This window comes from Mesorhizobium sp. WSM4828 (assembly GCF_055811175.1).
This window is the reverse complement of sequence record NZ_JBVVQK010000023.1, coordinates 61,384-83,405: the sequence shown is the minus strand read 5'-3', so window position 1 is coordinate 83,405 and position 22,022 is coordinate 61,384. Positions and strand designations below refer to the sequence as shown.

Here is a 22,022-nt window from a genome sequence, read left to right as displayed (position 1 = left end):
GAAGCAGGATGTAACGGATTGATGTTGGCCGGCGTAGCGACGCTCCCAATTCCTGTTGCATAGGAGGACGTATGATGGTGCCTCTTGCCGCGAATCACCCGCTCGGCTAGTGCCAGCCCATGGGAAAAAGGCTTTTGCCGCCGGAGAGTGGCGGCGGCGACAATATCGAGCCGGTCGATCTGAAGAAGGCGCTGGAAGAGCGCTATCTCGCCTACGCGCTCTCGACCATCATGCACCGGGCGCTGCCGGATGTGCGCGACGGGCTGAAGCCGGTGCATCGTCGCATCATGCATGCCATGCGTCTGTTGCGGCTCAACCCCGACCAGGGCTTTGCCAAATGCGCCCGCATCGTCGGCGAGGTGATGGGCAAATTCCATCCGCATGGCGACCAGTCGATCTACGACGCGTTGGTGCGGTTGGCGCAGGATTTTTCGATGCGCTACCCGCTGGTCGACGGGCAGGGCAATTTCGGCAATATCGACGGCGATAACGCCGCCGCCATGCGCTACACCGAAGCGCGCATGACCGAAGTGTCGACGCTGCTTTTGGAAGGCATCACCGAGGACGCGGTCGATTTCCGCCCGACCTACAACGAGGAAGACGAGGAGCCCGCCGTGCTGCCCGGCGCCTTCCCGAACCTGCTCGCCAACGGCTCTTCCGGCATCGCCGTCGGCATGGCGACCTCGATCCCGCCGCACAATGCGGCCGAGCTTTGCGACGCCGCGCTCCACCTGATCGAGCATCCGGATGCGCCCGTCACCAAACTGATGGATTTCGTCCAGGGGCCGGACTTTCCGACCGGCGGCATCATCGTCGACAGCCGCGCCTCGATCCTCGACGCTTATGAAACCGGCCGCGGCGGCTTTCGCGTCAGGGCGAAATGGAACCAGGAGGATCAGGGCAGGGGCACCTGGAACATTGTCGCCACCGAAATCCCCTACGGCGTCCAGAAGGCCAGGCTGATCGAAAAGATCGCCGAGCTTTTGATGGCGCGCAAGCTGCCGCTGCTCGAGGATATCCGCGACGAGAGCGCCGAGGATATCCGCGTCGTGCTGGTGCCGAAGAGCCGCTCGGTCGATCCCGGCATCATGATGGAATCGCTGTTCAAGCTGACCGAGCTCGAAAGCCGCTTTCCGCTCAACATGAACGTGTTGTCGCGCGGCAAGGTGCCGAACGTGCTGTCGCTGAAAGGCGTGCTCAAGGAATGGCTGGAGCACCGCCGCGACGTCCTGATCCGCCGCTCCAAGCACCGCCTCGGCGAGATCGAGAGGCGGCTGGAGATCCTCGCCGGCTATTTGATCGCCTATCTCAACATCGACGAGGTGATCAGGATCATCCGCGAGGAGGACGAGCCCAAGCAGGTAATGATGGCCCGCTGGTCACTCACCGACACCCAGGCTGAAGCCATCCTCAACATGCGGCTGAGGGCGCTGCGCAAGCTTGAGGAATTCGAAATCCGCGAGGAATTCAATGGCCTGACCGGCGAGAAGAAGCAGATCGAGGCACTGCTTGCGTCCGACGCCAAGCAGTGGGCGACGATCAAGTGGGAAGTCGCCAACGTTCGCCAGAAATACGGGCCCGACACCGAGATCGGCAAGCGACGCACAGAGTTCGCAGATGCACCCGAACATGACCTGACCGATATCGCCCATGCCATGATCGAGCGCGAGCCGGTCACCGTCGTCGTGTCAGAAAAGGGCTGGCTGAGGGCCATGAAAGGTCATCTGACCGACCATTCGGCCCTGACCTTCAAGGAAGGCGACAGCCTCAAGCTCGCCTTCCACGCCCAGACGACCGACAAGGTGCTGGTCTTCACCACCGGCGGCAAGTTCTACACGATCGGCGCCGACCGTCTGCCGGGTGGGCGTGGCCATGGCGAGCCGATCCGCATCATCGTCGACATGGACAACGACCAGGATATCGTCACCGCCTTCGTCCATGATCCCAAGCGCAAGCTGCTGCTGGTGTCGCATGACGGCAACGGTTTCATCGTGCCGGAAGAAGAAGTCGTCGCCAACACCCGCAAGGGCAAGCAGGTGATGAACGTCAAGGCGCCCGACGAGGCCCAGCGCTGCGTGAGCGTCGCCGGCGACCATCTCGCCATTGTCGGCGAGAACCGCAAGATGCTGGTGTTCCCGCTGGCCGAGATCCCGGAGATGGGGCGCGGTAAGGGCGTGCGCCTGCAGAAATACAAGGATGGCGGTGTTCTCGACCTCAAGACCTTCACGCTCGCAAGCGGCCTGTCCTGGCAGGATTCGGCAGATCGCACCTTCATCAAATCGCGTGACGAGCTTGCCGAATGGATCGGCGCCCGCGCCTCGGCCGGCCGCATGGTGCCGAAGGGATTCCCGAGGACTGGCAAGTTCGGGTGAAGCGGTAATCTCCCCCCTTGAGGGGAGATGTCGCCGAAGGCGACAGAGGGGGTCGGAACGTCCAGACGCGACCCTTATCGCAGACAGAGGAGACTGGCGTCTCACGCGCGGCGACCCCCTCTGGCCTGCCGGCCATCTCCCCTCATGAGGGGAGATTAGCAGCTCCACCCAAACATTTGGAATGTCGTCACGATTGCTGCACTATATCAGTGCATAAGCGATGCGATGGGCCAGGGAGAGTTGGGCGCTTGAAGGAAGTCAGGATACAGAAGCCGGAGCGGCAGCAGCGCCTGTTTGGCCTGTCGACGCCGCTCAGGGCCGCTGTCATTCCGCCGCTGTCGGCGGCGCGCTGGCTCCTGGTGCTGATCGTCGCCGCCGGCGTTTATTTCTTCCACGGCTTCCTGTTCCCGGTCCTTGCCGCCCTGGTGATTGCTTTCGCCAGTTGGCCGCTCTATCGGCGGCTGCTCGCCGGCGTCGGCGGCAACCGCACGATTGCGGCGACGCTTGCGATCTTGTTCATCCTGACTTTCCTGGTGGTGCCGATCGCGCTTGCCGGCACCTACGCCATCAATGAGGTGCGCGAATGGGTCAACTGGGCGATCGAGACCAACCGCTACGGTGCGCCGACGCCGCACTGGCTCGCCACCATGCCCGTGGTGGGCGAATGGCTCAATGAACAATGGACGGTCAACGTTGGCCACCCTGGCGGCATCGGCGAACTGATCCAGCTGATCAGCGGCGCCAATATCGGCAGCATCTATCGCGGCGTGCTTGCCGCCGGCGGCAGCGCCTTCGGCCTTTTGCTGACGCTGCTGTTCATGATGATCGCGCTGTTCTTCGCCTATCGCGACGGCGAGCATTTCGCCGGACAGGTCGATCGCCTCGGCGAACGCATCCTGCCGGCCAGATGGGAACGGATCTCACGCGTGGTGCCTGCGACGATCTCCTCGACGGTAACCGGCATGACCGTTATCGCCATCGGCGAAGGGCTGGTGCTGGGTATCGCTTACTGGTTGGCCGGCGTACCATCGCCGGTGACGCTCGGCGCGCTGACAGGCATCATGGCGCTGATCCCCGGCGGCGCGCCGCTGTCCTTCACGCTGGTCTCGATCTATCTCGCGGCCAGCGGCTCGCCGATGGCCGGGCTGGCACTGTTCATCTGGGGCGCGGTCGAACTCTTCATCGTCGACAAGACATTGCGCCCGAAGCTGGTCGGCGGGCCGATAAAACTGCCCTTCCTGCCGACTTTTTTCGGCCTGATCGGCGGCGTCAAGACAATGGGCTTTCTCGGCCTGTTCATTGGCCCGGTGCTGATGGCGCTCCTGGTCGCGATCTGGCGCGAGTGGCTGCGCGAGGTAGAACTGACCGATGAGCTCGCTGCCGCCGAACCGGCGGAGCACGATGACGCGCCGCCGCAGATCGAAATTGTCGCCGAACGCGCCGCCGCGAAAAAGAATCAGGCCGGGTGACTGATGGCGAACGTGGCGCGGCGTTTGCGCCCCTCGTGCAATTGCCAGAGCGAATGGCCGATCAACGTCATGATGAGGATCGCGCCGCCGATCAGGCTGTTGCGCGACGGCGCTTCGGCGAAGATCATCCACACCCAGACCGGTGCCAGCACGGTTTCAAGCAGGTAGAACATCGCCACCTCCGGCCCGGAGATGTATTTTGGGCCGTTGGCGAGGCAGAAGAACGAGATCGGCATGATGACGGCACCGTTGAAGACGATCCACCATGGCGCGTTGACATGAAAACCCACCTTGGAAACCATCAGGGTGGCGACGGCCAGCGGCAGCACCACTCCAATCAGCGCCGTGAAACCCATGTCCTTGCCGCTTGCGCGCGAGATGGTGATGGCCGCTGCGATCATGAAAGCCGAGCATAGCGCCATCAGGTCGCCGAAGAGATGTCCGGTTCCAACGGAATCGCCGACAATGATCGTCACGCCGACGATCATCAGTGCCAGCGCTGCAAGCGTCAATGGCCGTGGCCTCTCCTTCAGGAACAGCCATGACAAAAGGGCCGCGAACATGGTTGTGAACGCCAGGATGAAAACGAGGTTGGCGGTCGATGTGTTGTAGACGCCGGTGATGAAAGCGATCGAGCCGAGCCCGTAAAGGCCGGCAACGATGAGCCCTGACCAGCCCGGCACAAGCTGCGGTGCCTTTGCGCTCAGCGAGCGCCAGACGGCCCAGATGATAAGCGTGGCGACGAAGGTTGTGCCGGTGCGCAACAGCAGGATCGTCCATGCCTCGCCATCGGCGAGCCGGATCAGCGGAATGTCGACGGTTAGCGTCAGCCCGCCGATGGCGGTGATCAGAAGGCCTCTCTGGTGGTCGTTGTGGGAAGACATGCGGCAATTCTCGCGTAGGCTTGGAGGCGCAAAATTGACCCGCCCGGTATTCCAGCCGATCGGCCGGAAGCCCAGCGGGCGTCCTCCTCGAAACAATTTAAGGGTGAATACCGAAGGCAGGAATCAGCGCGAAACCGCTTCGTGATTGTAGCGTTCCCAGCCTTTCGGGCCGAGATGCTCCTGCGGCTGGAAGCGCATCTTATAATTCATCTTGCGCGAGCCGTTGACCCAGTAGCCCAGGTAGACATGGGGCAGGCCCATCGCCCTGGCGCGGGCGATGTGGTCGAGGATCATGAAGGTGCCGAGCGAGCGGTCCTCGAAGTCCGGGTTGAAGTAGGAATAGACCATCGACAGGCCATCGGCCATCTTGTCGGTGAGGGCCACGGCGATCAGTTCGCCCTGGCCCTTGCCGGTGATGAAGCTGTCGGGTCCGCGGCGACGGTATTCGATGACCTTGGTGTCGACATGGGTATCCTCTACCATCATGGCGTAGTCGAGCACGGTCATATCGGACATGCCGCCACGGCGATGGCGGGCGTCGAGATAGCTGCGGAACAGCGAATACTGTTCGGTGGAGGGTTCGGCGTCGTGCATGGCGCCGACCAGATCCGAATTATGCTGTATGACCCGTTTCATGTTGCGGCTGGCGGTGAATTCCTGCGCCAGGATGCGCACCGACACACAGGCGCGGCAGGTCTCGCAAGCCGGCCTGTAGGCGATGTTCTGCGACCGCCTGAAACCGCCCTGCGTCAACAGATCGTTCATCTCCGGAGCCTTGTCGCCGACCAGATGTGTGAACACCTTGCGCTCGAACTGGCCCTCGAGATAGGGACACGGCGAGGGCGCGGTCAGAAAGAACTGTGGCGACTGGGTCGGGTGCTGCGTCATCGAGCCTTGGAAACACTCCTGCGAATCGCTCTACCTTTGGCGCGGACGCCGAAAAATTCAACAGGATTGTGAAAGCCTGGTTGATTGGATGTCTTCACATTTGTGCGCAAAGGCCGTGGCCGCGCTTCAAAAGTCTGCTCAGCGATCGCTGCGGCTGACGACGGTGCCGAGCAGCAGGTCGTGCAGCGTGCGCTTGCGGTCGGAAAACAGGCTCACCAGCAGGACCAGCGGTGAAAGGATGACATTGCCGGCCCAAAACAGCACCGAATGCACGACGGCGGTCAGCCCGTCGATGCGGGTGCCGTCGAGCCGGTCGAGCCGGATGCCCATCACCTTCATGCCGGTGGTGGCCTGGTCTTTACTGCCGAGCGTGTTCCAGATGTAGAGGACGGCGACCGCCGGTACGAGAATGGAAAACAGCATCCAGCCGAGGCCGAGCGTCAACAGCCCAAACAAGAACACCAGGATCGCGAATGGAATGGTGAGCAGCGCCACGATGAAATAGTCGATGACGAAGGCGAGAATGCGCCGTGTGCGCACGCCCTCATAGGCGCGGACATCTTCGAGCCTGCTGGTGATGATTTCGCCGTCGAAAACGCGAGCGTTCATTTCATTTCCTCGTAATCGAACCCGGGTTAAGGCACGGGCCGCTTATTGGTGAAATGGTGAAGGTTCGCGGCGGAATCAAGATCGAGCCTTTCGCCGCCGTGTAGATGGTGACGGTGTGCCTGGTGCCGTCTGACTTGTTGAATTCATGGCGCGGATAGCGTTAGCTTGCTGCGGCGCAACAAAGGGCGCCGAGCCGAGGGGACGGGGCGACATGGACTACGACATGCTGGTCATCGGCAGCGGCCCGTCCGGGCGCCGCGCCGCGGTGCAGTCGGCCAAGCTTGGCAAGTCGGTGCTGGTGGTCGACAGGGGCCGGCGACTCGGCGGTGTGTCGGTGCACACCGGCACCATACCGTCGAAGACGTTGCGCGAGACGGTGCTCAACCTCTCCGGGTGGCGTGAGCGCGGCTTTTATGGACGCGGCTACCGCGTCAAGCAGGACATTTCGGTCGGCGATCTGGTCGAGCGCCTGCACAAGACGCTCGACCATGAGGTCGAGGTGCTGCAGCACCAGTTCATGCGCAACACGGTCAAAAGTGCGCGCGCCGCGGTAAAATTCCTCGGCCCCAACAAGGTCAGCCTGACCACCGACACCGGCGACTACAGCGAGGTTGGCTTCGCCCATGCGCTGATCGCGGTCGGCACCCGGCCGCACCGGCCGCGCGACGTGCCGTTCGACAAGACACGGATCTTCGACAGCGACGAGATGCTGGAGCTCGACCGCCTACCGCGCACGCTGACGGTGATCGGCGCCGGCGTCATCGGCGTCGAATATGCGACGATCTTTTCGGCACTCGACGTTCCGGTGACGCTGGTCGAGCCGCGCAATACCATGTTGGATTTCGTCGACCGCGAGATCGTCGATGACTTCATCCATCAGATGCGCGACCGCGGCATGACCATCCGCTTGGGCAGCGCCGTCAAGGAGATCGCCTCCAAACCCGATCATGCCGAGGTGATGCTGGCCGACGGCCGCACCATACGTTCCGAGATGGTGCTTTATGCTGCAGGGCGTACCGGCAATGTCGGCAGCCTGGGGTTGGAAGCGGTCGGCATCGAGGCCGATCCCAGGGGCCGCATCAAGGTCGATCCGCAGACGTTCCAGACCAGCGCGCCCAACATCTATGCCGCCGGCGACGTCATCGGCTTTCCGAGCCTGGCATCGACCTCGATGGAGCAGGGCAGAGTGGCCGCCTGCCATGCGTTCGGCGTGCCCTTGCCGCCGCCGCCCGAAACCTTTCCCTACGGCATCTACGCCGTGCCGGAAATCTCCACCGTCGGGCAATCCGAGGAGCAGGTGCGCGAGAGCGGTGCTGCCTACGAGGTCGGCGTGGCGCGGTTTCGCGAGACATCGCGCGGCCACATAATGGGCGTCAACACCGGTTTCCTGAAGCTTCTGTTCTCGATCGAAACACGCCGTCTGCTCGGCGCCCATATTGTCGGCGAGGGCGCGACCGAGCTCATCCACATCGGCCAGGCGGTGATCAATCTCGGCGGCACTGTCGACTTCTTCGTCAACAACACCTTCAACTATCCGACGCTGGCCGAAGCCTACAAGATCGCCGGGCTCGACGCCTGGAACCGCATGGGGCGAGGGTAGCCTCGAGGCTCATCGGTCTGACGGTGCAACGGCGACTGCAGGATCCGCCAGCCATTGCCTGACGATCTCTGCGTCCGGATCGCCGATTTCATGGCCGGAGGCAATGGTTTGGGTCTCGACTTTGGCGCCATGCGAGCTCAGTAGAGCAGCCAGCGCCGGCGCGAATGGCCCGTAGGTCAGGTCGGTGGCGCCGGCGATGATCAACGCCCGCGCCTTCGACAGGTCGGCCGCCGGCACCTCGTCGAGCACCGGCATCGGACGCAGCAATGCGGCGCGCTGGATCAGGCCTGGATGCAGCAGCATGACGCTTGAGACCAGGTTGGCGCCGTTCGAATAACCAACAAAGGTCGCGCGGCGGAGATCGACGCGGCGGCGCTTCGCGATGCCGTCGACGAAGCCCGCGAATGCGTCCGCCTCAGCATGGATGCTGGCCTGTTCGAAACGCGTCGGGGTGATTCGCGTGAACCAACGGAACCCGTCCTCCTGAGGGATGCGGCCACGGACCGCAACCAGCGCCGCATGCGGCGCGATTTGCCGACCAAGCGGCAGCATGGTTGTCTCGTCTACACCCGATCCATGCAGCAGGAACAGCCAGTCACCGGGTAAGTTGGCGGGTCGATGTAGCCGGTAGAAAAAGCCTGAATTTTCCTGCAAAATACCGTCTTCGAGGCTCTCCTCGGCCATCGTCACATCCTTTTGATTTCGTGTTACTTTCGTTAATTTGCCGGCTTCAAAACGAAATATTTTCAAGCTCCGCGAAAGTTGATTGAACCGGGCGCATTTCAGTCCGTTTCTTTGCCGATATAATCCCCGCGGGAGGGATCGAAGCAGTGTGCGCCGGGTGATCGCCCGAGGGGTCGCATGCCAGGCATAAACAACCAGCTTTAAGGCCTTTTATCGATGACCATGCCAGTTTCGCCGGAACGCGATACGCGTATTGACGTGTTCCGGGCTCTCGCCCTCCTGACCATATTCATCGACCACGTGCCGGGCACCGTTTTTGAAACCCTGACCTATAAGAATTTCGGGTTTTCGGATGCGGCCGAGGCCTTCGTGCTGATCTCCGGCATGTCCGTCGCGCTTGCCTACGGTACCAAATTCCAGCCGGGAAACCGGCTGATCGCAACGCTGAAGATGTGGCGCCGCGCCGGCGTGCTCTATGTCACCCACATCGTCACGACGATGGTGGTCATGGCTATCTTCTGCGCAGCGGCGGTGTTTGCGAGACGCCCGGACCTTCTGACGCTGATCAACATCGAGCCGCTCGTCAGGAACCCGCCGCAAGTCCTGGTCGGTATCGTCACGCTCGGCCATCAGCTCGGTTACAACAACATACTGCCGGTCTATGCGGCTCTGCTGTTGATGGCGCCGGCCTTCCTGCTGTTCATCAGCTACAGGCCACTGGCCGCGCTTGCCGTGTCCGCAGCCCTTTGGCTGGTTGCCGGAATCTACCAGATCGCGCCGCCGAACTACCCGGAGCCCGGGTTCTGGTTCCTCAATCCGCTGTCATGGCAATTGCTGTTCAATATCGGCATGGCCAGCGTGTTGCATGTGCGGCGCGGCGGCACCATCCCGGTCAATCGCTGGCTGGTCGGCGCGGCGGCCGCCTACGTGCTGACGGCGCTCGTCTGGGTGCACAGCCCGCTGTGGGGGCATGTGTCGTGGCTCGACCTGCCGGTGGTGCTGACCGGTTTCGACAAGACGTTCCTGTCGTTGCCGCGGCTGCTGCACATCCTGGCGATGAGCTATCTGGTCGTCGCCTTGCCTTTCGTCTCGAACCTGTTCCGCACCGGCCGCGACAATCCGCTCGCCATATTGGGCAAACGCTCGCTGCCGGTTTTCATTGCCGGCACGGTGATTGCCATGGCGGCGCAGGTGATGAAGCTGATCAACCCGGGCGGCATTGCCTATGACAGTCTGCTGCTCGCCGCCGGCATCGCCATGCAGTTCGCGCTCGCCTTCTATCTGGAGTGGCTGTCCGCCATCGGCTGGTCCGGCAAGGGCAAGCCGGTCCGCAACGAGGCGCCGCCTGTCCGTCCATCCTTTGGCATCGGTCCCATGGCGGCCAATAGATAAGGGTTGGAGCCGATCTGCCCAGTCAGCCTGTACTTGGCGGCGGTCCGGACGATGCCCTGACGACAAGTTCGACGTCGAGCGTTTCTCGCCGCACCGTGCCGTCGAAGTCGAGGATTCTTCGCGCTGCCCGGCGGCCGATCTCGGCGATCGGCTGGGCGATGGTGGTGAGCGGAGGCTCGCAAATTGCGGCTTCAGGCACGCCGTCGAAGCCGACGACGGAAACATCGCGGGGAACCGCGATGCCCCGTGCACTGAGCCATTCCAATGCCACCATCGCGATCCGGTCCGACATCGCCAGGATGGCGGTCGGCGGCTCCGCCGCTGCGAAGATGGTTTCGAGACCAGCCCTTGTGCTCGCCTTGTCGTTTTCGGTCTCGTAGACCGGCACCTTGGCGGTGTCGACACCAAACCGGGAAAGCTCTTCGAAATAGCCGAGGAGGCGGTCACGGGTCCCGGTATAGGACGCCGTCCGGACCTGCTCGGGCGAGACAAGACCGGTGCTGTCGTCGGCGAAGGCCAGCGACAACACGGCGAAGCGGCGATGTCCAAGTTCCGCCAGATGGCGCGCCGCGAGCCGGCCGCCGGCAACATTGTCGATGCTGATCGCCGAGACCGTGTCGTCCTGCGAGCCGAGCTCCAGCGCGACGAAGGGGAGCTTTCGTTCGCGCGTCAACTCGACGAGGCGCGGACCGCCCTCGATGCAGAACAGGATGAAGCCGTCCACGAGGGCGCTCTGGATATTCCAGGCAAGTTTTTCCTCGTTGCCAGCCGACACGAGGGCTATCCCCGCGCCAGTTGCGTCGCAGGCTTCCGAAATGCCGGCCATCATCACGCGGGCAAACGGGTCGTCGAAGAAATAGGACAGCGGCTCGGTTGTGGCGACGCCGATTGCATTGACCTTGCCGGCGCGCAGCAGCCGGCCCTTGGGATCCGGGCCGGCGTAGCCCAGCGCGTCGGCCGCCGCCTTGACCCGCTCGCGGACTTCCTCGCGCACGATTTCGGGACGGCTGAAGACATTGGAGGCAGTGCCGTGCGATACGCCCGCGGCTTTGGCGATGTCCGCCAGCCGGATGGGCCTCCTGCTGCCTTCGGTGAGTGATGCCATTTGGTTGTCTCCGGGTCTCCCGTCCAACAGGATCGCCGATTACTTTAACACCTTCGTTGGATCGATTCAAATTTTTGCTTGACATTTATGGTGCGATACGTATTCTTTGAATCGATCCAAGAGGCGCTTCGCCAGCGGGTTTGGATCGATACAAGAGGAGAGTGCCATGCATCCCGTCAATTACCTGTTCGAGGACATTTACCGGAACGACTGGAGCATCCGCTCGAGCGCAGAAGCCCGTAAGGGGCGCGACAGGACCGGTCCGTGGATTCGCGACCTGCGTTTCCTCGTAGGACGCAAGCGGAGCTGATCGGCGGCCTATTTTTTTGCCCGCTGATTGGATCGATTCAAAAGGCTAGAGGAGATTAAGCCATGCACCCGATCAAGCATCTGTTCGAAGACATCTATCGCAATTATTGGGGCATTTCTCCGGCCGCCGAACGGCCGGAGCGACGGCGTGTAGTCAAGACGACCAAGCGCGAAGTCCGGCCCGAACGTCGTCAAGACTGACAGAGCCGGCGAACCTGCCGCGTCAAGGGCGCGGGCGTACCAGCGCCGAGGCGGCCATCACCAGCCAGCCGCCGATGAGCAACATGCCGCCGATCGGCGCCGACATCGGGAACAGCCGCGAGCCAAGGAAGTCGCGGGCCAGAAGATCACCCGAGAACAGCAGAAGCCCGACGAGGAGGATGAGGCTTCCGGTTCGCAGGATGCTGTTGCCACCGAGCAGCCCGACGGCAAGGAAGACCGGCGCATGCATGAGCAGGAAGGACGCGGCCGTACCGACGAAAGCGCCGCCGAGATGCGCCGCCGCCGCCGAAAGCGCCACGCCGGTTGCGCCGCACAGGCAGCCGGCAAGAACCAGAATGCGGCCGCCTGCCGCGTGTTCATCCGTGCTCATTTCCACGCCTCCGTGATTCCTGGCGACCGCCTGAGATAGTGCCGCGAACCGTGTCAGGATTTGCCGGCTTCCGCCAGCATGTCGCGTTCGCGGCGCGATTGGACCAGCCAGTTATAGGCCGCTCCGCCCGCCATCAAAACGGATGTGCCGAGAAACACCGAGCGCATACCGAAATGGCCACCGGCGAAGCCGCCGAGCAACGGCCCGGCAACCTGCCCGACATATTGCGCCGAGATCGACAAGCCCAGCACATTGCCGCCGACGCCGTCGGGCACATTGTGGCGGATAACGCTGGTGATGCAGGGCAAAAGACCGCCAAGCGCCAGGCCCATCAGGAAACGCAGGCCGACGAGTTGCCAGCCCTGCGTAACGAACGCCTGCGGAATCAGCAGCAGCGCCGAGACTGCGAGTGCGACAACGATGACGTTCCAGTGGCCGATACGGTCGGCGAGCTTGCCGAGCCTCGACGCCGACAGGATGGCGCCGAGCGCTGCCGCGGACATGACGATGCCGGAGACCAGCGTGACCTGGCTCTGATCTTCGATGAGCTGTTGGACGTAGACGGTGATGATCGGCTCGATCGACATGGTGGCGAAACTCAACAGCATGCCGGTCGCCAGCATGGCGACGACGGGGCGCTTGTCGGGAATCTGCGACCAGCCGTCTTTCGCTCTTTCGTCTGACTTGGCCTTGGCGGCAACCGGGCGAGGGGCCTCCTTGATCAGCAAGGTGGTTGCCAGAAACGCCAGGAAAATGACCCCGCCGGCGAGCAGGAATGTGGCGCGGATGCCAATCAGCGGCGGCAGCGCGCCGCCGAGCAGCGGACCGACCAGGGCACCGGCCGTAATGCCGGCCGACAGCACGCCCAGCGCCCAGCCGGAGCGATCCTTCGGCGTCTGCATAGCAACCAGGATGGTCGAGCCCGAAGAATAGCCGCCGGCAAAGCCGATCAGCAGGCGCAGGAGCACCAATTGCCAGACGGTCTGCACCATGCCGGTCAGCGACATGCACAGCGCCATGCCGAAACTGGCGCGCACCAGCATCAGTTTGCGGCCGTAGCGATCGCCTAGCCGCCCCCACAGGGGCGCGACCAGCGCGGCAGCAAGGAAGGTGGCGCCGTAGGCGATGCCCGACCACTGCACGATCGCCGCATGGCCCTCTGCGCCCAACTGCTCGACGTAAAGCGGCAGGAAGGGCAACAGCAGCGTCATCGCTACAAGCGTGCTGAACGAGCCGGCAAAACACACGGCGAGATTGCGACGCCAGTGGACGTTGTGCGTGCCTTGCGTGGCGAGAGTGGCGTCTTGCGGCATGTCCTATCCTGTCCGGCAGCTTGCATGAAAACTTGCTGCGGATACCATTTTGGGATACCAAGCTGGTATGTGTCATGAACGCAAGCCCCGTCGCTGTCAATGCGGGCCTCTCAAACATGATGGACAAAGGCCGGCGTGATCGGCCAACGCTGGCCAGTGACCCGATTGCCGGAACAAATGACCTGAACGGAGCGCCAATGTCGCAGATGCAGAACGTCGAAAAGCAGCTTCGCGAGATGATCCTCGGGCTCGAGATCGGTCCCGGCGAGCGGCTGACGGAGCGCTGGGTCGAAAGCCGCTTCGGCGCTTCGCGCACGCCGGTCAGGGCGGCATTGCTGCGGCTCGAGACCGAAGGCCTGATCTGCCGCGACGGCCGCGGCTGGACGGTCTCGCCCATCAATCTTGCTGAGCTCGAGCAGATCGCTGTCTATCGCGAGGCGGTCGAGGTCGCGGCACTAAGACTAACTTGCACCTTGCAGGACAGAAGTGCCGTCGAAATCATCGAGGCGATGCTCGATTCTTGCGACGACAAGACGCCGCGCGAGGAATGGCATCGCGTCGGCATGGATTTTCATATCGAGTTGGCCCGCCTGTCCGGCAACGAGTTCCTGTTCAGAGCGGTTCGCGACGCGATGACACGCCTGTCGCGCGCCCGCTGGCTCGAGGTTCGCGACGAGGCAGCGCTCGGCCGTGCCTGGGCCGAACACCATGCCATTCTGTCGGCGGTGCGGGCCGGCGATGCCGATAGCGCCGCCCGCCTGCTTTCAGCCCACATCATTGGCAGCCGCGACCGGCTGGTGACCTCGCTGCGCAACGACCGGCGTGGCCTCCGCGCCAGGGGATTTGCCGTCGTCGCTTGAGTGTCGCTTGAGTGAGGATCGGCTGCCATTGATCACGAAAAGGGCAGATGAGCGAAGAATGCTACTTTCGGTCTCGCTTCGCAAATGCCGATGGCGTAAGAGCGGCGATGGAAAACAACCGATTTGACACACCCGTGACCGTCAAGGGCGCGGCGGGAAGCAATCAGCTCTTGCGTACGGCCCGCGAGGCTTCCGACTACCTCCTCAACAATTGGCCAGGCAAGCGCAGTCCCAAGCACCGCGAAGCGCTGCAGGCCTGTCATGATGCGCTGGCCGGCGACAAGCCGGCCATGAACGCAAGACGGGCCTTCATTGCCGCCGCCCGCGAAGTGAACGTCTTCGTCAGCGACAAGGCGCCGGCCTGAGGCATAGCGGGGACTTGACCGAGACCCGGGCCGCCTGACAGGCCTGATATCATCACTCGGCCGTTTCGGTGTTGGTTTGCGACTCGCTTTCGCCCTCGGGCTTCGATCGCTCTTTGGCCGCGACCTTGGCAGCCTGCTTTTCCGCCTTCTTGGCAGCCTTCTGCCGGTCGCGTTCCTTGCGTTCCTGACCGTAGTTCGGTGCTCGTGCCATATCGTTTCCTTTCATTGTGCTTGGCCTTTGCCTAGGAGCATTGGGCCACAAACACAACACCGCAAGGCACGATCGGCTCCATATCTCGTCGCAGTCCGGAGCCCCGCTTCAGGGCCGTTTTTTCAGGCGCCGTCTCGGTCGAGGACGAGATCGGCGGGCCCGAACCGGTCCTTTGCCGTGAATTGCTGGTGCCAGTAGGGATAGAGCACGGGCGGCCTGCTAACCACGTCGAGCCGTGTGCGCTCCTCATCGGCAAGCACAAGGCTTGCAGCGGCGATATTGTCTTTGAAATGCGCTTCGGTTCGTCCGCCGATCACCAGCGAACTGACAGCGGGCCGGCCGAGCAGCCAGGCAAGCGCCACCTGCGCCGCCGACACGCCGTGGTTGTTGCCGATATCGATCAGCACGTCGACGATCCGCCACAGCCGGTCCTCGTCGCGGATCGGCGGTTCCGACCAGCCGCTGAGCTGTCGGGCGGTCGGCTGGTCACGGTGGTATTTGCCGGACAGCAACCCGCCGGCAAGCGGGCTCCAGACCAGCACGCCGAGTCCCTGGTCGACCGAGATCGGCAACAATTCATACTCGGCCTCGCGCGCTTCCAGTGTGTAATGGATCTGCTGAGTGACGAAGCGCGGGTGGTGATGACGGTCGCTGATACCCAGCCCCTTCATCACCTGCCAGCCGGAATAATTGGAGCAGCCGACATAACGGACCTTACCCTGCGCGACCAGCGTGTCGAGCGCGGCGATGGTTTCCTCAAGCGGTGTCAGGCCATCCCACTCGTGCAGGAAATAGATGTCGATGACATCGGTCCTGAGGCGCTTCAGGCTCCTTTCGCATTCGCGGATCAGATGGTAGCGCGACAGGCCTTCATCGTTGGGGCCCTTGCCGATCCGCATGCGCGCCTTGGAGGCGATCAGCACGTCGCCCTTGCGCTTGCCGCCGAGCACCTCGCCGATGATCTCTTCCGACACCCCGTTCGAATAGACGTTGGCGGTGTCGATGACATTGACGCCGGCATCGATGCAAAGGTCGATCATCCGGCGCGCCTCGTCGAGGTCGGTCTTGCCGACCGCCGAAAACGCGCCGCCGCCGCCGAAGGTCATGGTGCCCATGGTCAGCGTCGAAACCTTCAGCCCGGAACGGCCGAGAGTGCGGTATTCCATGTCGTATCCTCACGATTTATCGGGAAAGGGCGTTGCAAACGACAGCCCTCAATGAACCGGATATTTGTAGGATAATTCGTTCCGCTTGTCGCCCGTTCCGCAGGGCAAGCTCGATCACATCTTCCGGATTGAACGCACAGCCAGCGCAGTAGTGGCTGCAATAAAACCGTCATTGCCGGCCTATACCAACATCGGTCCAGCGCTTCGATTTCCGGCCGCCGGGCCGGGCGGCAGAGCGCCTGACAGCGGCCGGCAAGGCCTGTAAGCGGAGCAGCACAGAATTCCCCGGCCAGGGACTGGCTGGAGGAGGTGCCGCACGAGGAGATCACACTGCCGGAGCGCGTCTTCAATCCCGAATACGAGCGCCAGGTACTGCCGCGCGAACTGTATGTGCCGGAGAAGTACTGAGGCAGGGACCCCTTCTCCCCGTCACTATACGGGGAGAAGGTGCCGGCAGGCGGATGAGGGGCAGCGCCAAGGTCGGCAATTGAACCCGCTCAAATCACTTCGTGGACTAAACTTATTCTGACGTCATATTGCCCTCGGTGGCATTGTCCGGCAGCGTAAGCTTCGATCGCTTGCGCCGCCCCTCATTGCCCTGCCGGGCATTTCTCCCCGTATAGTGACGGGGGAGAAAGGGGCCTGCACCAAGGGTTTCGCCAACAGCGCAGACAAAAACGCCCACGCTACTTCCTAATCGCGCTCGATGATGACATGCGTGGCCTTCGGCGTCGCGACCTGCTCGCTGCAGCGGTAGCCGAGCTTGGGCATGTCGATGCCGGCAAAAAGGCTCTCGCCGGCGCCGAGCAGGACCGGTGAGATCGCCAGATGCATTTCGTCGATGAGCTTTTCCTTGAGATATTGCCGGATCGTAGAAACGCCACCGCCCAGCCGTACATCCTTGCCGTCAGCCGCTGCTCTCGCCTTTTGCAGCGCTGAGTGGATGCCGTCGGTCACGAAATAGAAGGTCGTGCCGCCTTCCATGACGATGGGATCACGCGCATGGTGGGTGAGCACGAAGACCGGCACATGGTAGGGCGGGTTGTCACCCCACCAGCCTTTCCAGCTGTCATCCGGCCATTCGCCGCGGATCGGCCCGAACATGTTGCGGCCCAGGATCCATGCGCCGACATTTTCGAAGCTGCGCGCCGCGAACGCCTCGTCAGTGTCCGTGGTCCCGCCATCCTTGCCGAGGACCATCTTGCGGAAGGTGCGGGTGCCGAACATCCATCCGTGCAGGGCTTCCCCGCCAACACCCAGCGGGTTCTTCAGGTCTTGGTCGGGACCGGCGCCGAAGCCGTCGATCGACAAGGTGAAAGCGCTGACGCGAAGTTTGGACATGAGAGCCTCCTTGATAACCAATTGTGAGATGCAAGCAGTTACCGGGTAGCTTAACTGATTGCATTTTGCAAGCAGTATCTACTGCCGCATCTGTGAAATGACGACGATTGGCATCGGAAGTGCTGATGGAGGGCCGGTCGGGACGATGGGTTGCCTAGGTTCTGATTGAACCAGCCTCTCGTCAGCCACAGTCGCTGCTATGCGCTCTGGGCTCGGCGACAAGCTCACGTTTCAACAACGTCAGCATGGTTCTGGCAAGTTGATCGGGAGCCTCGCAATTCGCTGAGACGCGATAGTAGCGGCTTGCGTCAAAGCCTAGTCCAACCGCCAGCAACTCAACCCTGCCGGCTTTCTCGAGCTGACGAACCACATGAATGAGATGATCGTCGAGATAGCGCGGGCCGTTTGCTAAAAGTGTGGCATCGTCGACCGGCGCGCCGTCGGATACGACAAACAGTACTTTACGGGACTCAGGACGTTGCAGCAGCCGCCCGGCCGCCCACTCGATGGCTTCACCATCGACATTCTCTTTAGGCAGGTCGGGTCGCAGCATCGGCTTGAGGGCATGGCCCATACTGCTCTGGCGCTTGTCGCCGGCCTCCCTGTAGACGATATGAAGCAGGTCGTTCAATCTTCCCGGATTGGCGGGCCGGCCATCTTCATTCCAAGTGCGTCTTGATTCTCCGCCGCGCCAATTGCGCGTTGTGAAGCCCAAGAGTTCGACCTTGAGGCCGAGTGTGCTCAGGAATTCCTGAACAATGTCGGCGGATGCAGCCGCGTACAGAATTTTTTGGCCGCGCATCGAGCCGGATTGATCGAGGAGGATAGAAACGACGGTGTCGTCGAGGTCTGATTCCGAGAGGCTGTTTCGGATCTCGGCCGCTATATCCGCCGCCAGGATATGGTTCTTCGTCTTCCACCCGGCGAGGCCGCTTTCAAGCTCGATCCATGCGGCGTCGAGCGCGGAGTTTTGCTTGTCCGAGATTCGACCAATAGCGCTGGACAGCTTGGAACTCGGCACAATCCAGTCATAAAGCGTGACATAGGCGTGATACCCAAGCGTATCTGTGTCGCCGCGTGGCTTGGGACCGAACACCGTTTTGAAATGCTTGCCCAGCCCCCACAACAACGTTTGCTAGCCCTTCAGCATCGCCGCCACTTCGGGCGCAAAGTAGGTGAGAATCCCGTCGCAGCCGGCGCGCTTGAAGGCGAGCAGCGATTCCAGCATCGCCTGTTCGCCGTCGATCCAGCCATAGGCGGCGGCGGCCTTGATCATCGAATATTCGCCCGAGACCTGATAGGCGAAGGTCGGCATCTGCAACTCGTCCTTCAGCCGGCGGATGATGTCGAGATAGGGCAGGCCAGGCTTGACCATCAGCATGTCGGCGCCCTCGGCGAGATCCTGCTCGGCCTCGCGCACCGCTTCGTCGGAATTGGCGTGATCGATATAATAGGTCTTCTTGTCGCCCTTGAGCAGGCCGGCGGTGCCGACCGCCTCACGATAGGGGCCGTAAAAAGCGGATGCGAACTTGGTCGCATAGGACATGATCGCTACATCCTGAAACCCATTGGCGTCGAGCGCATCGCGGATGGCACCGATCCGACCGTCCATCATGTCCGAGGGGGCAATGATGTCGGCCCCCGCCGCCGCCTGGATGACGGCCGCCGCTGTCACCTGCTCCACCGTTTCATCATTGACGATAATGCCTTCGCGCAAGATGCCGTCATGGCCATGCGAGGTGAACGGATCGAGCGCCGCGTCGGTGATGATGCCGATCTCCGGGACCGCGTGCTTGATGGCGCGGGTGGCGCGGTTGATAATGTTTTCCGGATCGAGGATGTGCGAACCGGTCTGATCGCGAAGGCCGAGCTCGACATTGGGGAAAGTAGCAATCGCCGGAATGCCAAGCTTTGCCGCGCGCTCCGCCTCCTTGACGGCGAGGTCGAGCGACAGGCGGAAAACGCCGGGCATGGCGGCGATCGGTTCGCGCACTTGTCTGCCGTCGACGACGAAGATCGGCCAGATCAGATCGTCGACCGACAGCCGGTTCTCCTGAACAAGGCGGCGCGACCAATCGGCCTTGCGCATGCGCCGCAGCCGCCGGCTGCCGGTGATCTCGTCGACGCTGCGCGCGCCGGCAGGCTTTGCAGGGGTGAATTTGTTCATCGCAAAAACTCCGGATCGGGCGGCTTTTACCACGAGCCTCCGCTGCTGACCAATGCGACACGATTGTGCCAGCGGTCCTGTTGGCTATTCTGGTTGACCATTGCCCGACAGGATCTGCGCAGCACCCCGCATGGCGACGCGGAATGCCTCGTCGAAGCTGACACCGCGCACTTGCCATTTATAAGCCTTGCCCTTCATGGCAAGCCGCCAATCTGCGACCCAGCCAAGTTCCTTGTCGCTCCAGACGATGCTGCCGGCGAGCGCCTGGTCGGCGCCGGCCTTTCGGGCAAGCTGGTCCAATGTCGCCATGTCGGCATGGCTGAGGCTTCGGTCGCCCAGCTTTGAGGCGGAGAGCAGCGACGCTGCGGGAAATACAATCCGCATGACCAGTGGACCGGTGGCATTGGCAAAGGATTCGCGCATCGCCGCGCCGCGCTGATCGTCCGCGTTCAGCGCGAAATGTCTCGCGCCTTGCTCCGCGGTGAGGAAAATCGCCAAGCGTGGCCGCTCGCCAAGCCATGGTTTGCTGCCAAGCGCGGCAAGCACCGGATCGATGACTTCGGGCTTATAAAGGCAGGTGAGATCGTGCGGCCGGTCATGAGTGCCCTGTTCGTCATGGACCGGAATGCCTTCGAGACGGTCATGATAACGGAATTCGGCAACGAAGCTGCCGGCCTTGTCGCGCAGCGCCGCCATCTCAGTTCTCTTCGGCAGCCGCTGATCGCCGGACACACGAACCAGCACCGCATCGAGGCAGGCCTTGAAACCGATCTGCCTGTTGACCTCGCCCTGGCCGGTGACGACGGTCTGCGATTGATAGAGCTCGTTGACGGTTTCGGCCGATACGGGAGGAGTGTTCGCAGCGATCAGGCCGACCACCACAACAGCAAGGCGCAGCAACCAAGGCATGATTCCAACCTCCCGGTTCAAAGCGCCAGCATTAGCACCGGGTGACGCCGACGACCAAGCCGCGGATTGGGCGCCGCCATTGACGCGGCCATGCGCCACGCTTTAGCACTTCACTCCCGGCGGGGCGCAGGGAGGGAGTCTCTGGCGATGGATTTTGGCGGAGGCGACGAGATTCGCTTCGAAAGATTGGGCAGGGCCGGCGTCGTCACGCTGACGCGGCCGCAGGCGCTCAATGCCGTAACCCACCGCATGGTCAAGGCGCTGGACAAGGCGCTGCGCAGTTGGGAGCGCGACGACGGCGTCGACGTTGTCGTGGTCAAGGCCGAGGGCAGGGCGTTTTCGGCGGGCGGCGACATCCTCCACATCTACGAAGCCGGCCGCGCAGGAAAGCCTCCGGTCGATTTCTTCGCCGATGAATACCGACTGAACGCCCGCATCGCTCGCTTCAAGAAACCCTATGTCGCGCTGATCGACGGCATCGTCATGGGCGGCGGCGTCGGCATCTCCTTCCATGGCTCGCAGCGGGTGCTGACCGAGAACGCGCAGTTTGCCATGCCCGAGGTCGGCATCGGCTTTTTCCCGGATGTCGGCGCCAGCCATCTGTTGCCGGATCTCGGCGGCAGCTTCGGCATGTATCTGGCGCTGACCGGCGACCGCATCCGCTATGGTGATGCTTTGTGGTCGGGCCTCGCCACCCATACGATCAAGGCGGAGGACCGGGCCGGCTTTCTCGACCGGCTGGCGGAAAGTGGCGATCCGGAATCAGTGCTGCGCGGCTGCTTCGTCCCGGCTAGGCGTGAGACCGACAGACCGACGCTGGAGGCCATCGCCCGGCATTTCGCGCAGCCGTCGCTGGCCGATATCGTCGCCAGTCTGGAGCGGGCAGCCACTGCCGACGAGTTCGCCGCAAAGACGCTGGCCACCATCCGCACCCGTTCACCGACCAGCCTGCATGTTGCATGGCGCCAGATCAGCGCCGGGCAGACGTTGTCGATGGACGAGTGCATGAAAATGGAGTTCCGTATCCTCAACCGCATGCTTGCCGGGCACGACTTCTATGAAGGTATCCGCGCCGCCATCATCGACAAGGGCTCGACGCCGCAATGGCGGCCGGCAGGCATCGATGACGTCAGCGCCGCCGACGTCGACGCCTATTTCGCACCGCTCGGCGAACGGGAACTGAAGCTGTGAGCGAGGTGGCCTCGAGACGCGTGGTGCTGCAGCCCTCGACGATCGAGGTCATCTTCGCCTGGTTCCAGCGCGTCATCGCCGGCTACTGCCTGCTGTTCGGCATCTTGTACTGGATCCGGCTGATCGGCTTTTACCCCGGCCCGTTGTGGCGCTTCGACCTGATGCCGGTGCACTGGCAGGTGGCGGCGGTGGTGCTGGCGGTGTTCTTTCCATTCGCTGCCGCCGGCCTCTGGATGCTGGCGTCCTGGGGGCCGGTGATCTGGTTCATCTGCGCGGTGACCGAGAGCGTCATGTATGCCGGCTTCCCCGAGCTGTTCGGCCACCGGCCGCTGATCGTCGCTTCGCACCTTGCGGTAGCGCTGCTCTACATAGTGTTCCGCGTGGTGATCTGGATCCAGAAGCGGCAAGCCCGGCGATAGCAATTCCGGCCAGGATCGTTGGCTAAATCTTTAGGTTAATTATCCTTGCTCGGGTGACCGTCCGTTAAGCCTCTTTCGAAACCCCTTACCGGTAAGCTCTTGTTAGCCTTGGCGTTTAAGTCGAATTTTATGAGTATTCGATAGTGTCGCGATCAAGGTGAAGAACAAAAAATCAC

At 62.5% G+C, this 22,022-nt stretch carries 23 protein-coding genes and 1 pseudogene; 11 read left to right on the top strand and 13 right to left on the bottom strand.

Features of this window, described 5'->3' with window-relative positions:
• Positions 1–119: 119 nt before the first annotated feature.
• Together parC and AC0L2X_RS23630 are read left to right on the top strand one after the other, a co-directional pair.
• On the top strand, positions 120–2,372 hold the full coding sequence (gene parC, locus AC0L2X_RS23635; RefSeq protein ID WP_473556021.1) for a DNA topoisomerase IV subunit A: 2,253 nt from the start codon (positions 120–122) through the stop codon (positions 2,370–2,372).
• Between the two features lie 248 nt (positions 2,373–2,620).
• Positions 2,621–3,841 carry an AI-2E family transporter gene (locus AC0L2X_RS23630; protein ID WP_352491840.1) on the top strand — a complete coding sequence of 407 codons (1,221 nt, stop codon included), beginning with the start codon at positions 2,621–2,623 and terminating at the stop codon, positions 3,839–3,841.
• Here the strand turns inward: AC0L2X_RS23630 and AC0L2X_RS23625 are convergent.
• The 3 genes from AC0L2X_RS23625 to AC0L2X_RS23615 all read right to left on the bottom strand — a co-directional run bounded on the left by AC0L2X_RS23625 (position 3,829) and on the right by AC0L2X_RS23615 (position 6,222).
• A complete protein-coding gene (locus AC0L2X_RS23625; protein WP_352491841.1) occupies positions 3,829–4,725 on the bottom strand; it encodes a DMT family transporter in 897 nt (298 codons plus the stop codon). The genes AC0L2X_RS23630 and AC0L2X_RS23625 overlap by 13 nt on opposite strands.
• 123 nt (positions 4,726–4,848) lie before the next feature.
• Positions 4,849–5,613: an arginyltransferase gene (locus tag AC0L2X_RS23620; RefSeq protein ID WP_023717252.1), complete on the bottom strand. Its 765-nt coding sequence runs from the start codon at positions 5,611–5,613 to the stop codon at positions 4,849–4,851.
• A 138-nt stretch (positions 5,614–5,751) separates the two neighbouring features.
• Positions 5,752–6,222, bottom strand: a complete 471-nt coding sequence (locus AC0L2X_RS23615; RefSeq protein WP_352491842.1) for an RDD family protein — start codon at positions 6,220–6,222, stop codon at positions 5,752–5,754.
• Positions 6,223–6,433: 211 nt separating this feature from the next.
• Here AC0L2X_RS23615 and sthA point away from each other — a divergent pair, with 211 nt between their 5' ends.
• The gene (gene sthA / locus AC0L2X_RS23610) at positions 6,434–7,822 is read left to right on the top strand and encodes a Si-specific NAD(P)(+) transhydrogenase (protein ID WP_352649948.1); all 1,389 of its coding nucleotides are present in this window, start codon (positions 6,434–6,436) and stop codon (positions 7,820–7,822) included.
• A gap of 9 nt (positions 7,823–7,831) precedes the next feature.
• On the opposite strand, the gene AC0L2X_RS23605 is transcribed toward sthA, so the two are convergent.
• On the bottom strand, positions 7,832–8,506 hold the full coding sequence (locus AC0L2X_RS23605; RefSeq protein WP_473556017.1) for an alpha/beta hydrolase: 675 nt from the start codon (positions 8,504–8,506) through the stop codon (positions 7,832–7,834).
• 216 nt (positions 8,507–8,722) lie between these two features.
• On the opposite strand from AC0L2X_RS23605, the gene AC0L2X_RS23600 reads away from it, so the two are divergent.
• Positions 8,723–9,898 carry an OpgC family protein gene (locus tag AC0L2X_RS23600; protein ID WP_352491845.1) on the top strand — a complete coding sequence of 392 codons (1,176 nt, stop codon included), beginning with the start codon at positions 8,723–8,725 and terminating at the stop codon, positions 9,896–9,898.
• 22 nt (positions 9,899–9,920) lie between these two features.
• Here AC0L2X_RS23600 and AC0L2X_RS23595 read toward each other — a convergent pair whose 3' ends face one another.
• Positions 9,921–11,003: a LacI family DNA-binding transcriptional regulator gene (locus tag AC0L2X_RS23595; protein ID WP_352491846.1), complete on the bottom strand. Its 1,083-nt coding sequence runs from the start codon at positions 11,001–11,003 to the stop codon at positions 9,921–9,923.
• A 166-nt stretch (positions 11,004–11,169) separates the two neighbouring features.
• On the opposite strand from AC0L2X_RS23595, the gene AC0L2X_RS23590 reads away from it, so the two are divergent.
• Together AC0L2X_RS23590 and AC0L2X_RS23585 are read left to right on the top strand one after the other, a co-directional pair.
• Positions 11,170–11,313, top strand: coding sequence for a hypothetical protein (locus AC0L2X_RS23590; RefSeq protein WP_352472030.1), 144 nt, complete (start codon positions 11,170–11,172; stop codon positions 11,311–11,313).
• A 62-nt stretch (positions 11,314–11,375) separates the two neighbouring features.
• Complete coding sequence (locus AC0L2X_RS23585) at positions 11,376–11,513, top strand: hypothetical protein (RefSeq protein WP_352491847.1); 138 nt, start codon at positions 11,376–11,378, stop codon at positions 11,511–11,513.
• 22 nt (positions 11,514–11,535) lie between these two features.
• Here AC0L2X_RS23585 and AC0L2X_RS23580 read toward each other — a convergent pair whose 3' ends face one another.
• Positions 11,536–11,904, bottom strand: coding sequence for a DUF423 domain-containing protein (locus AC0L2X_RS23580; RefSeq protein WP_473556014.1), 369 nt, complete (start codon positions 11,902–11,904; stop codon positions 11,536–11,538).
• A gap of 53 nt (positions 11,905–11,957) precedes the next feature.
• Positions 11,958–13,217, bottom strand: a complete 1,260-nt coding sequence (locus tag AC0L2X_RS23575; RefSeq protein WP_352491849.1) for a multidrug efflux MFS transporter — start codon at positions 13,215–13,217, stop codon at positions 11,958–11,960.
• A gap of 197 nt (positions 13,218–13,414) precedes the next feature.
• On the opposite strand from AC0L2X_RS23575, the gene AC0L2X_RS23570 reads away from it, so the two are divergent.
• Both AC0L2X_RS23570 and AC0L2X_RS23565 read left to right on the top strand, forming a co-directional pair.
• The gene (locus AC0L2X_RS23570; RefSeq protein WP_352491850.1) at positions 13,415–14,077 is read left to right on the top strand and encodes a GntR family transcriptional regulator; all 663 of its coding nucleotides are present in this window, start codon (positions 13,415–13,417) and stop codon (positions 14,075–14,077) included.
• 107 nt (positions 14,078–14,184) lie between these two features.
• Entirely contained in the window at positions 14,185–14,442 is a 258-nt protein-coding gene (locus AC0L2X_RS23565) for a DUF982 domain-containing protein (RefSeq protein ID WP_023674477.1), read from the top strand.
• 52 nt (positions 14,443–14,494) lie between these two features.
• Here the strand turns inward: AC0L2X_RS23565 and AC0L2X_RS23560 are convergent, their stop codons facing one another.
• Positions 14,495–14,653 (bottom strand): hypothetical protein, encoded by a 159-nt coding sequence (locus tag AC0L2X_RS23560; RefSeq protein ID WP_292656176.1) that lies wholly within the window; start codon positions 14,651–14,653, stop codon positions 14,495–14,497.
• A gap of 122 nt (positions 14,654–14,775) precedes the next feature.
• Positions 14,776–15,819, bottom strand: coding sequence for an aldo/keto reductase (locus AC0L2X_RS23555; protein WP_473600405.1), 1,044 nt, complete (start codon positions 15,817–15,819; stop codon positions 14,776–14,778).
• Positions 15,820–16,122: 303 nt separating this feature from the next.
• Between AC0L2X_RS23555 and AC0L2X_RS23550 the strand changes: the two are divergent.
• Positions 16,123–16,227: pseudogene (locus tag AC0L2X_RS23550) on the top strand (polyphosphate kinase 2); the annotation flags it as partial.
• A gap of 285 nt (positions 16,228–16,512) precedes the next feature.
• On the opposite strand, the gene AC0L2X_RS23545 reads toward AC0L2X_RS23550, so the two are convergent.
• The 4 genes from AC0L2X_RS23545 to AC0L2X_RS23530 all read right to left on the bottom strand — a co-directional run bounded on the left by AC0L2X_RS23545 (position 16,513) and on the right by AC0L2X_RS23530 (position 20,236).
• Positions 16,513–17,160 carry a dihydrofolate reductase family protein gene (locus tag AC0L2X_RS23545; protein ID WP_473556012.1) on the bottom strand — a complete coding sequence of 216 codons (648 nt, stop codon included), beginning with the start codon at positions 17,158–17,160 and terminating at the stop codon, positions 16,513–16,515.
• 181 nt (positions 17,161–17,341) lie between these two features.
• On the bottom strand, positions 17,342–18,286 hold the full coding sequence (locus AC0L2X_RS23540; protein WP_473556011.1) for a cobaltochelatase CobT-related protein: 945 nt from the start codon (positions 18,284–18,286) through the stop codon (positions 17,342–17,344).
• Positions 18,287–18,295: 9 nt separating this feature from the next.
• Positions 18,296–19,327, bottom strand: a complete 1,032-nt coding sequence (gene hemB / locus AC0L2X_RS23535; RefSeq protein ID WP_473556009.1) for a porphobilinogen synthase — start codon at positions 19,325–19,327, stop codon at positions 18,296–18,298.
• A gap of 84 nt (positions 19,328–19,411) precedes the next feature.
• On the bottom strand, positions 19,412–20,236 hold the full coding sequence (locus AC0L2X_RS23530; RefSeq protein WP_473556008.1) for a DUF2066 domain-containing protein: 825 nt from the start codon (positions 20,234–20,236) through the stop codon (positions 19,412–19,414).
• A gap of 147 nt (positions 20,237–20,383) precedes the next feature.
• Between AC0L2X_RS23530 and AC0L2X_RS23525 the strand changes: the two genes are divergently transcribed.
• Both AC0L2X_RS23525 and AC0L2X_RS23520 read left to right on the top strand, forming a co-directional pair.
• Positions 20,384–21,427: an enoyl-CoA hydratase/isomerase family protein gene (locus AC0L2X_RS23525; protein ID WP_473556006.1), complete on the top strand. Its 1,044-nt coding sequence runs from the start codon at positions 20,384–20,386 to the stop codon at positions 21,425–21,427.
• On the top strand, positions 21,424–21,846 hold the full coding sequence (locus tag AC0L2X_RS23520) for a DUF6163 family protein (protein ID WP_473556004.1): 423 nt from the start codon (positions 21,424–21,426) through the stop codon (positions 21,844–21,846). The genes AC0L2X_RS23525 and AC0L2X_RS23520 overlap by 4 nt, the downstream gene beginning before the upstream one ends.
• The last annotated feature ends 176 nt before the right edge of the window (positions 21,847–22,022 follow it).

Coding starts and splice junctions, on each gene's coding strand:
- parC (WP_473556021.1), top strand. CDS start 120: ATGGGAAAAAGGCTTTTGCCGCCGGAGAGTGGCGGCGGCGACAATATC.
- AC0L2X_RS23625 (WP_352491841.1), bottom strand. CDS start 4,725: ATGTCTTCCCACAACGACCACCAGAGAGGCCTTCTGATCACCGCCATC.
- AC0L2X_RS23620 (WP_023717252.1), bottom strand. CDS start 5,613: ATGACGCAGCACCCGACCCAGTCGCCACAGTTCTTTCTGACCGCGCCC.
- AC0L2X_RS23615 (WP_352491842.1), bottom strand. CDS start 6,222: ATGAACGCTCGCGTTTTCGACGGCGAAATCATCACCAGCAGGCTCGAA.
- sthA (WP_352649948.1), top strand. CDS start 6,434: ATGGACTACGACATGCTGGTCATCGGCAGCGGCCCGTCCGGGCGCCGC.
- AC0L2X_RS23605 (WP_473556017.1), bottom strand. CDS start 8,506: ATGGCCGAGGAGAGCCTCGAAGACGGTATTTTGCAGGAAAATTCAGGC.
- AC0L2X_RS23600 (WP_352491845.1), top strand. CDS start 8,723: ATGACCATGCCAGTTTCGCCGGAACGCGATACGCGTATTGACGTGTTC.
- AC0L2X_RS23595 (WP_352491846.1), bottom strand. CDS start 11,003: ATGGCATCACTCACCGAAGGCAGCAGGAGGCCCATCCGGCTGGCGGAC.
- AC0L2X_RS23590 (WP_352472030.1), top strand. CDS start 11,170: ATGCATCCCGTCAATTACCTGTTCGAGGACATTTACCGGAACGACTGG.
- AC0L2X_RS23585 (WP_352491847.1), top strand. CDS start 11,376: ATGCACCCGATCAAGCATCTGTTCGAAGACATCTATCGCAATTATTGG.
- AC0L2X_RS23580 (WP_473556014.1), bottom strand. CDS start 11,904: ATGAGCACGGATGAACACGCGGCAGGCGGCCGCATTCTGGTTCTTGCC.
- AC0L2X_RS23575 (WP_352491849.1), bottom strand. CDS start 13,217: ATGCCGCAAGACGCCACTCTCGCCACGCAAGGCACGCACAACGTCCAC.
- AC0L2X_RS23570 (WP_352491850.1), top strand. CDS start 13,415: ATGTCGCAGATGCAGAACGTCGAAAAGCAGCTTCGCGAGATGATCCTC.
- AC0L2X_RS23565 (WP_023674477.1), top strand. CDS start 14,185: ATGGAAAACAACCGATTTGACACACCCGTGACCGTCAAGGGCGCGGCG.
- AC0L2X_RS23560 (WP_292656176.1), bottom strand. CDS start 14,653: ATGGCACGAGCACCGAACTACGGTCAGGAACGCAAGGAACGCGACCGG.
- AC0L2X_RS23555 (WP_473600405.1), bottom strand. CDS start 15,819: ATGGAATACCGCACTCTCGGCCGTTCCGGGCTGAAGGTTTCGACGCTG.
- AC0L2X_RS23545 (WP_473556012.1), bottom strand. CDS start 17,160: ATGTCCAAACTTCGCGTCAGCGCTTTCACCTTGTCGATCGACGGCTTC.
- hemB (WP_473556009.1), bottom strand. CDS start 19,327: ATGAACAAATTCACCCCTGCAAAGCCTGCCGGCGCGCGCAGCGTCGAC.
- AC0L2X_RS23530 (WP_473556008.1), bottom strand. CDS start 20,236: ATGCCTTGGTTGCTGCGCCTTGCTGTTGTGGTGGTCGGCCTGATCGCT.
- AC0L2X_RS23525 (WP_473556006.1), top strand. CDS start 20,384: ATGGATTTTGGCGGAGGCGACGAGATTCGCTTCGAAAGATTGGGCAGG.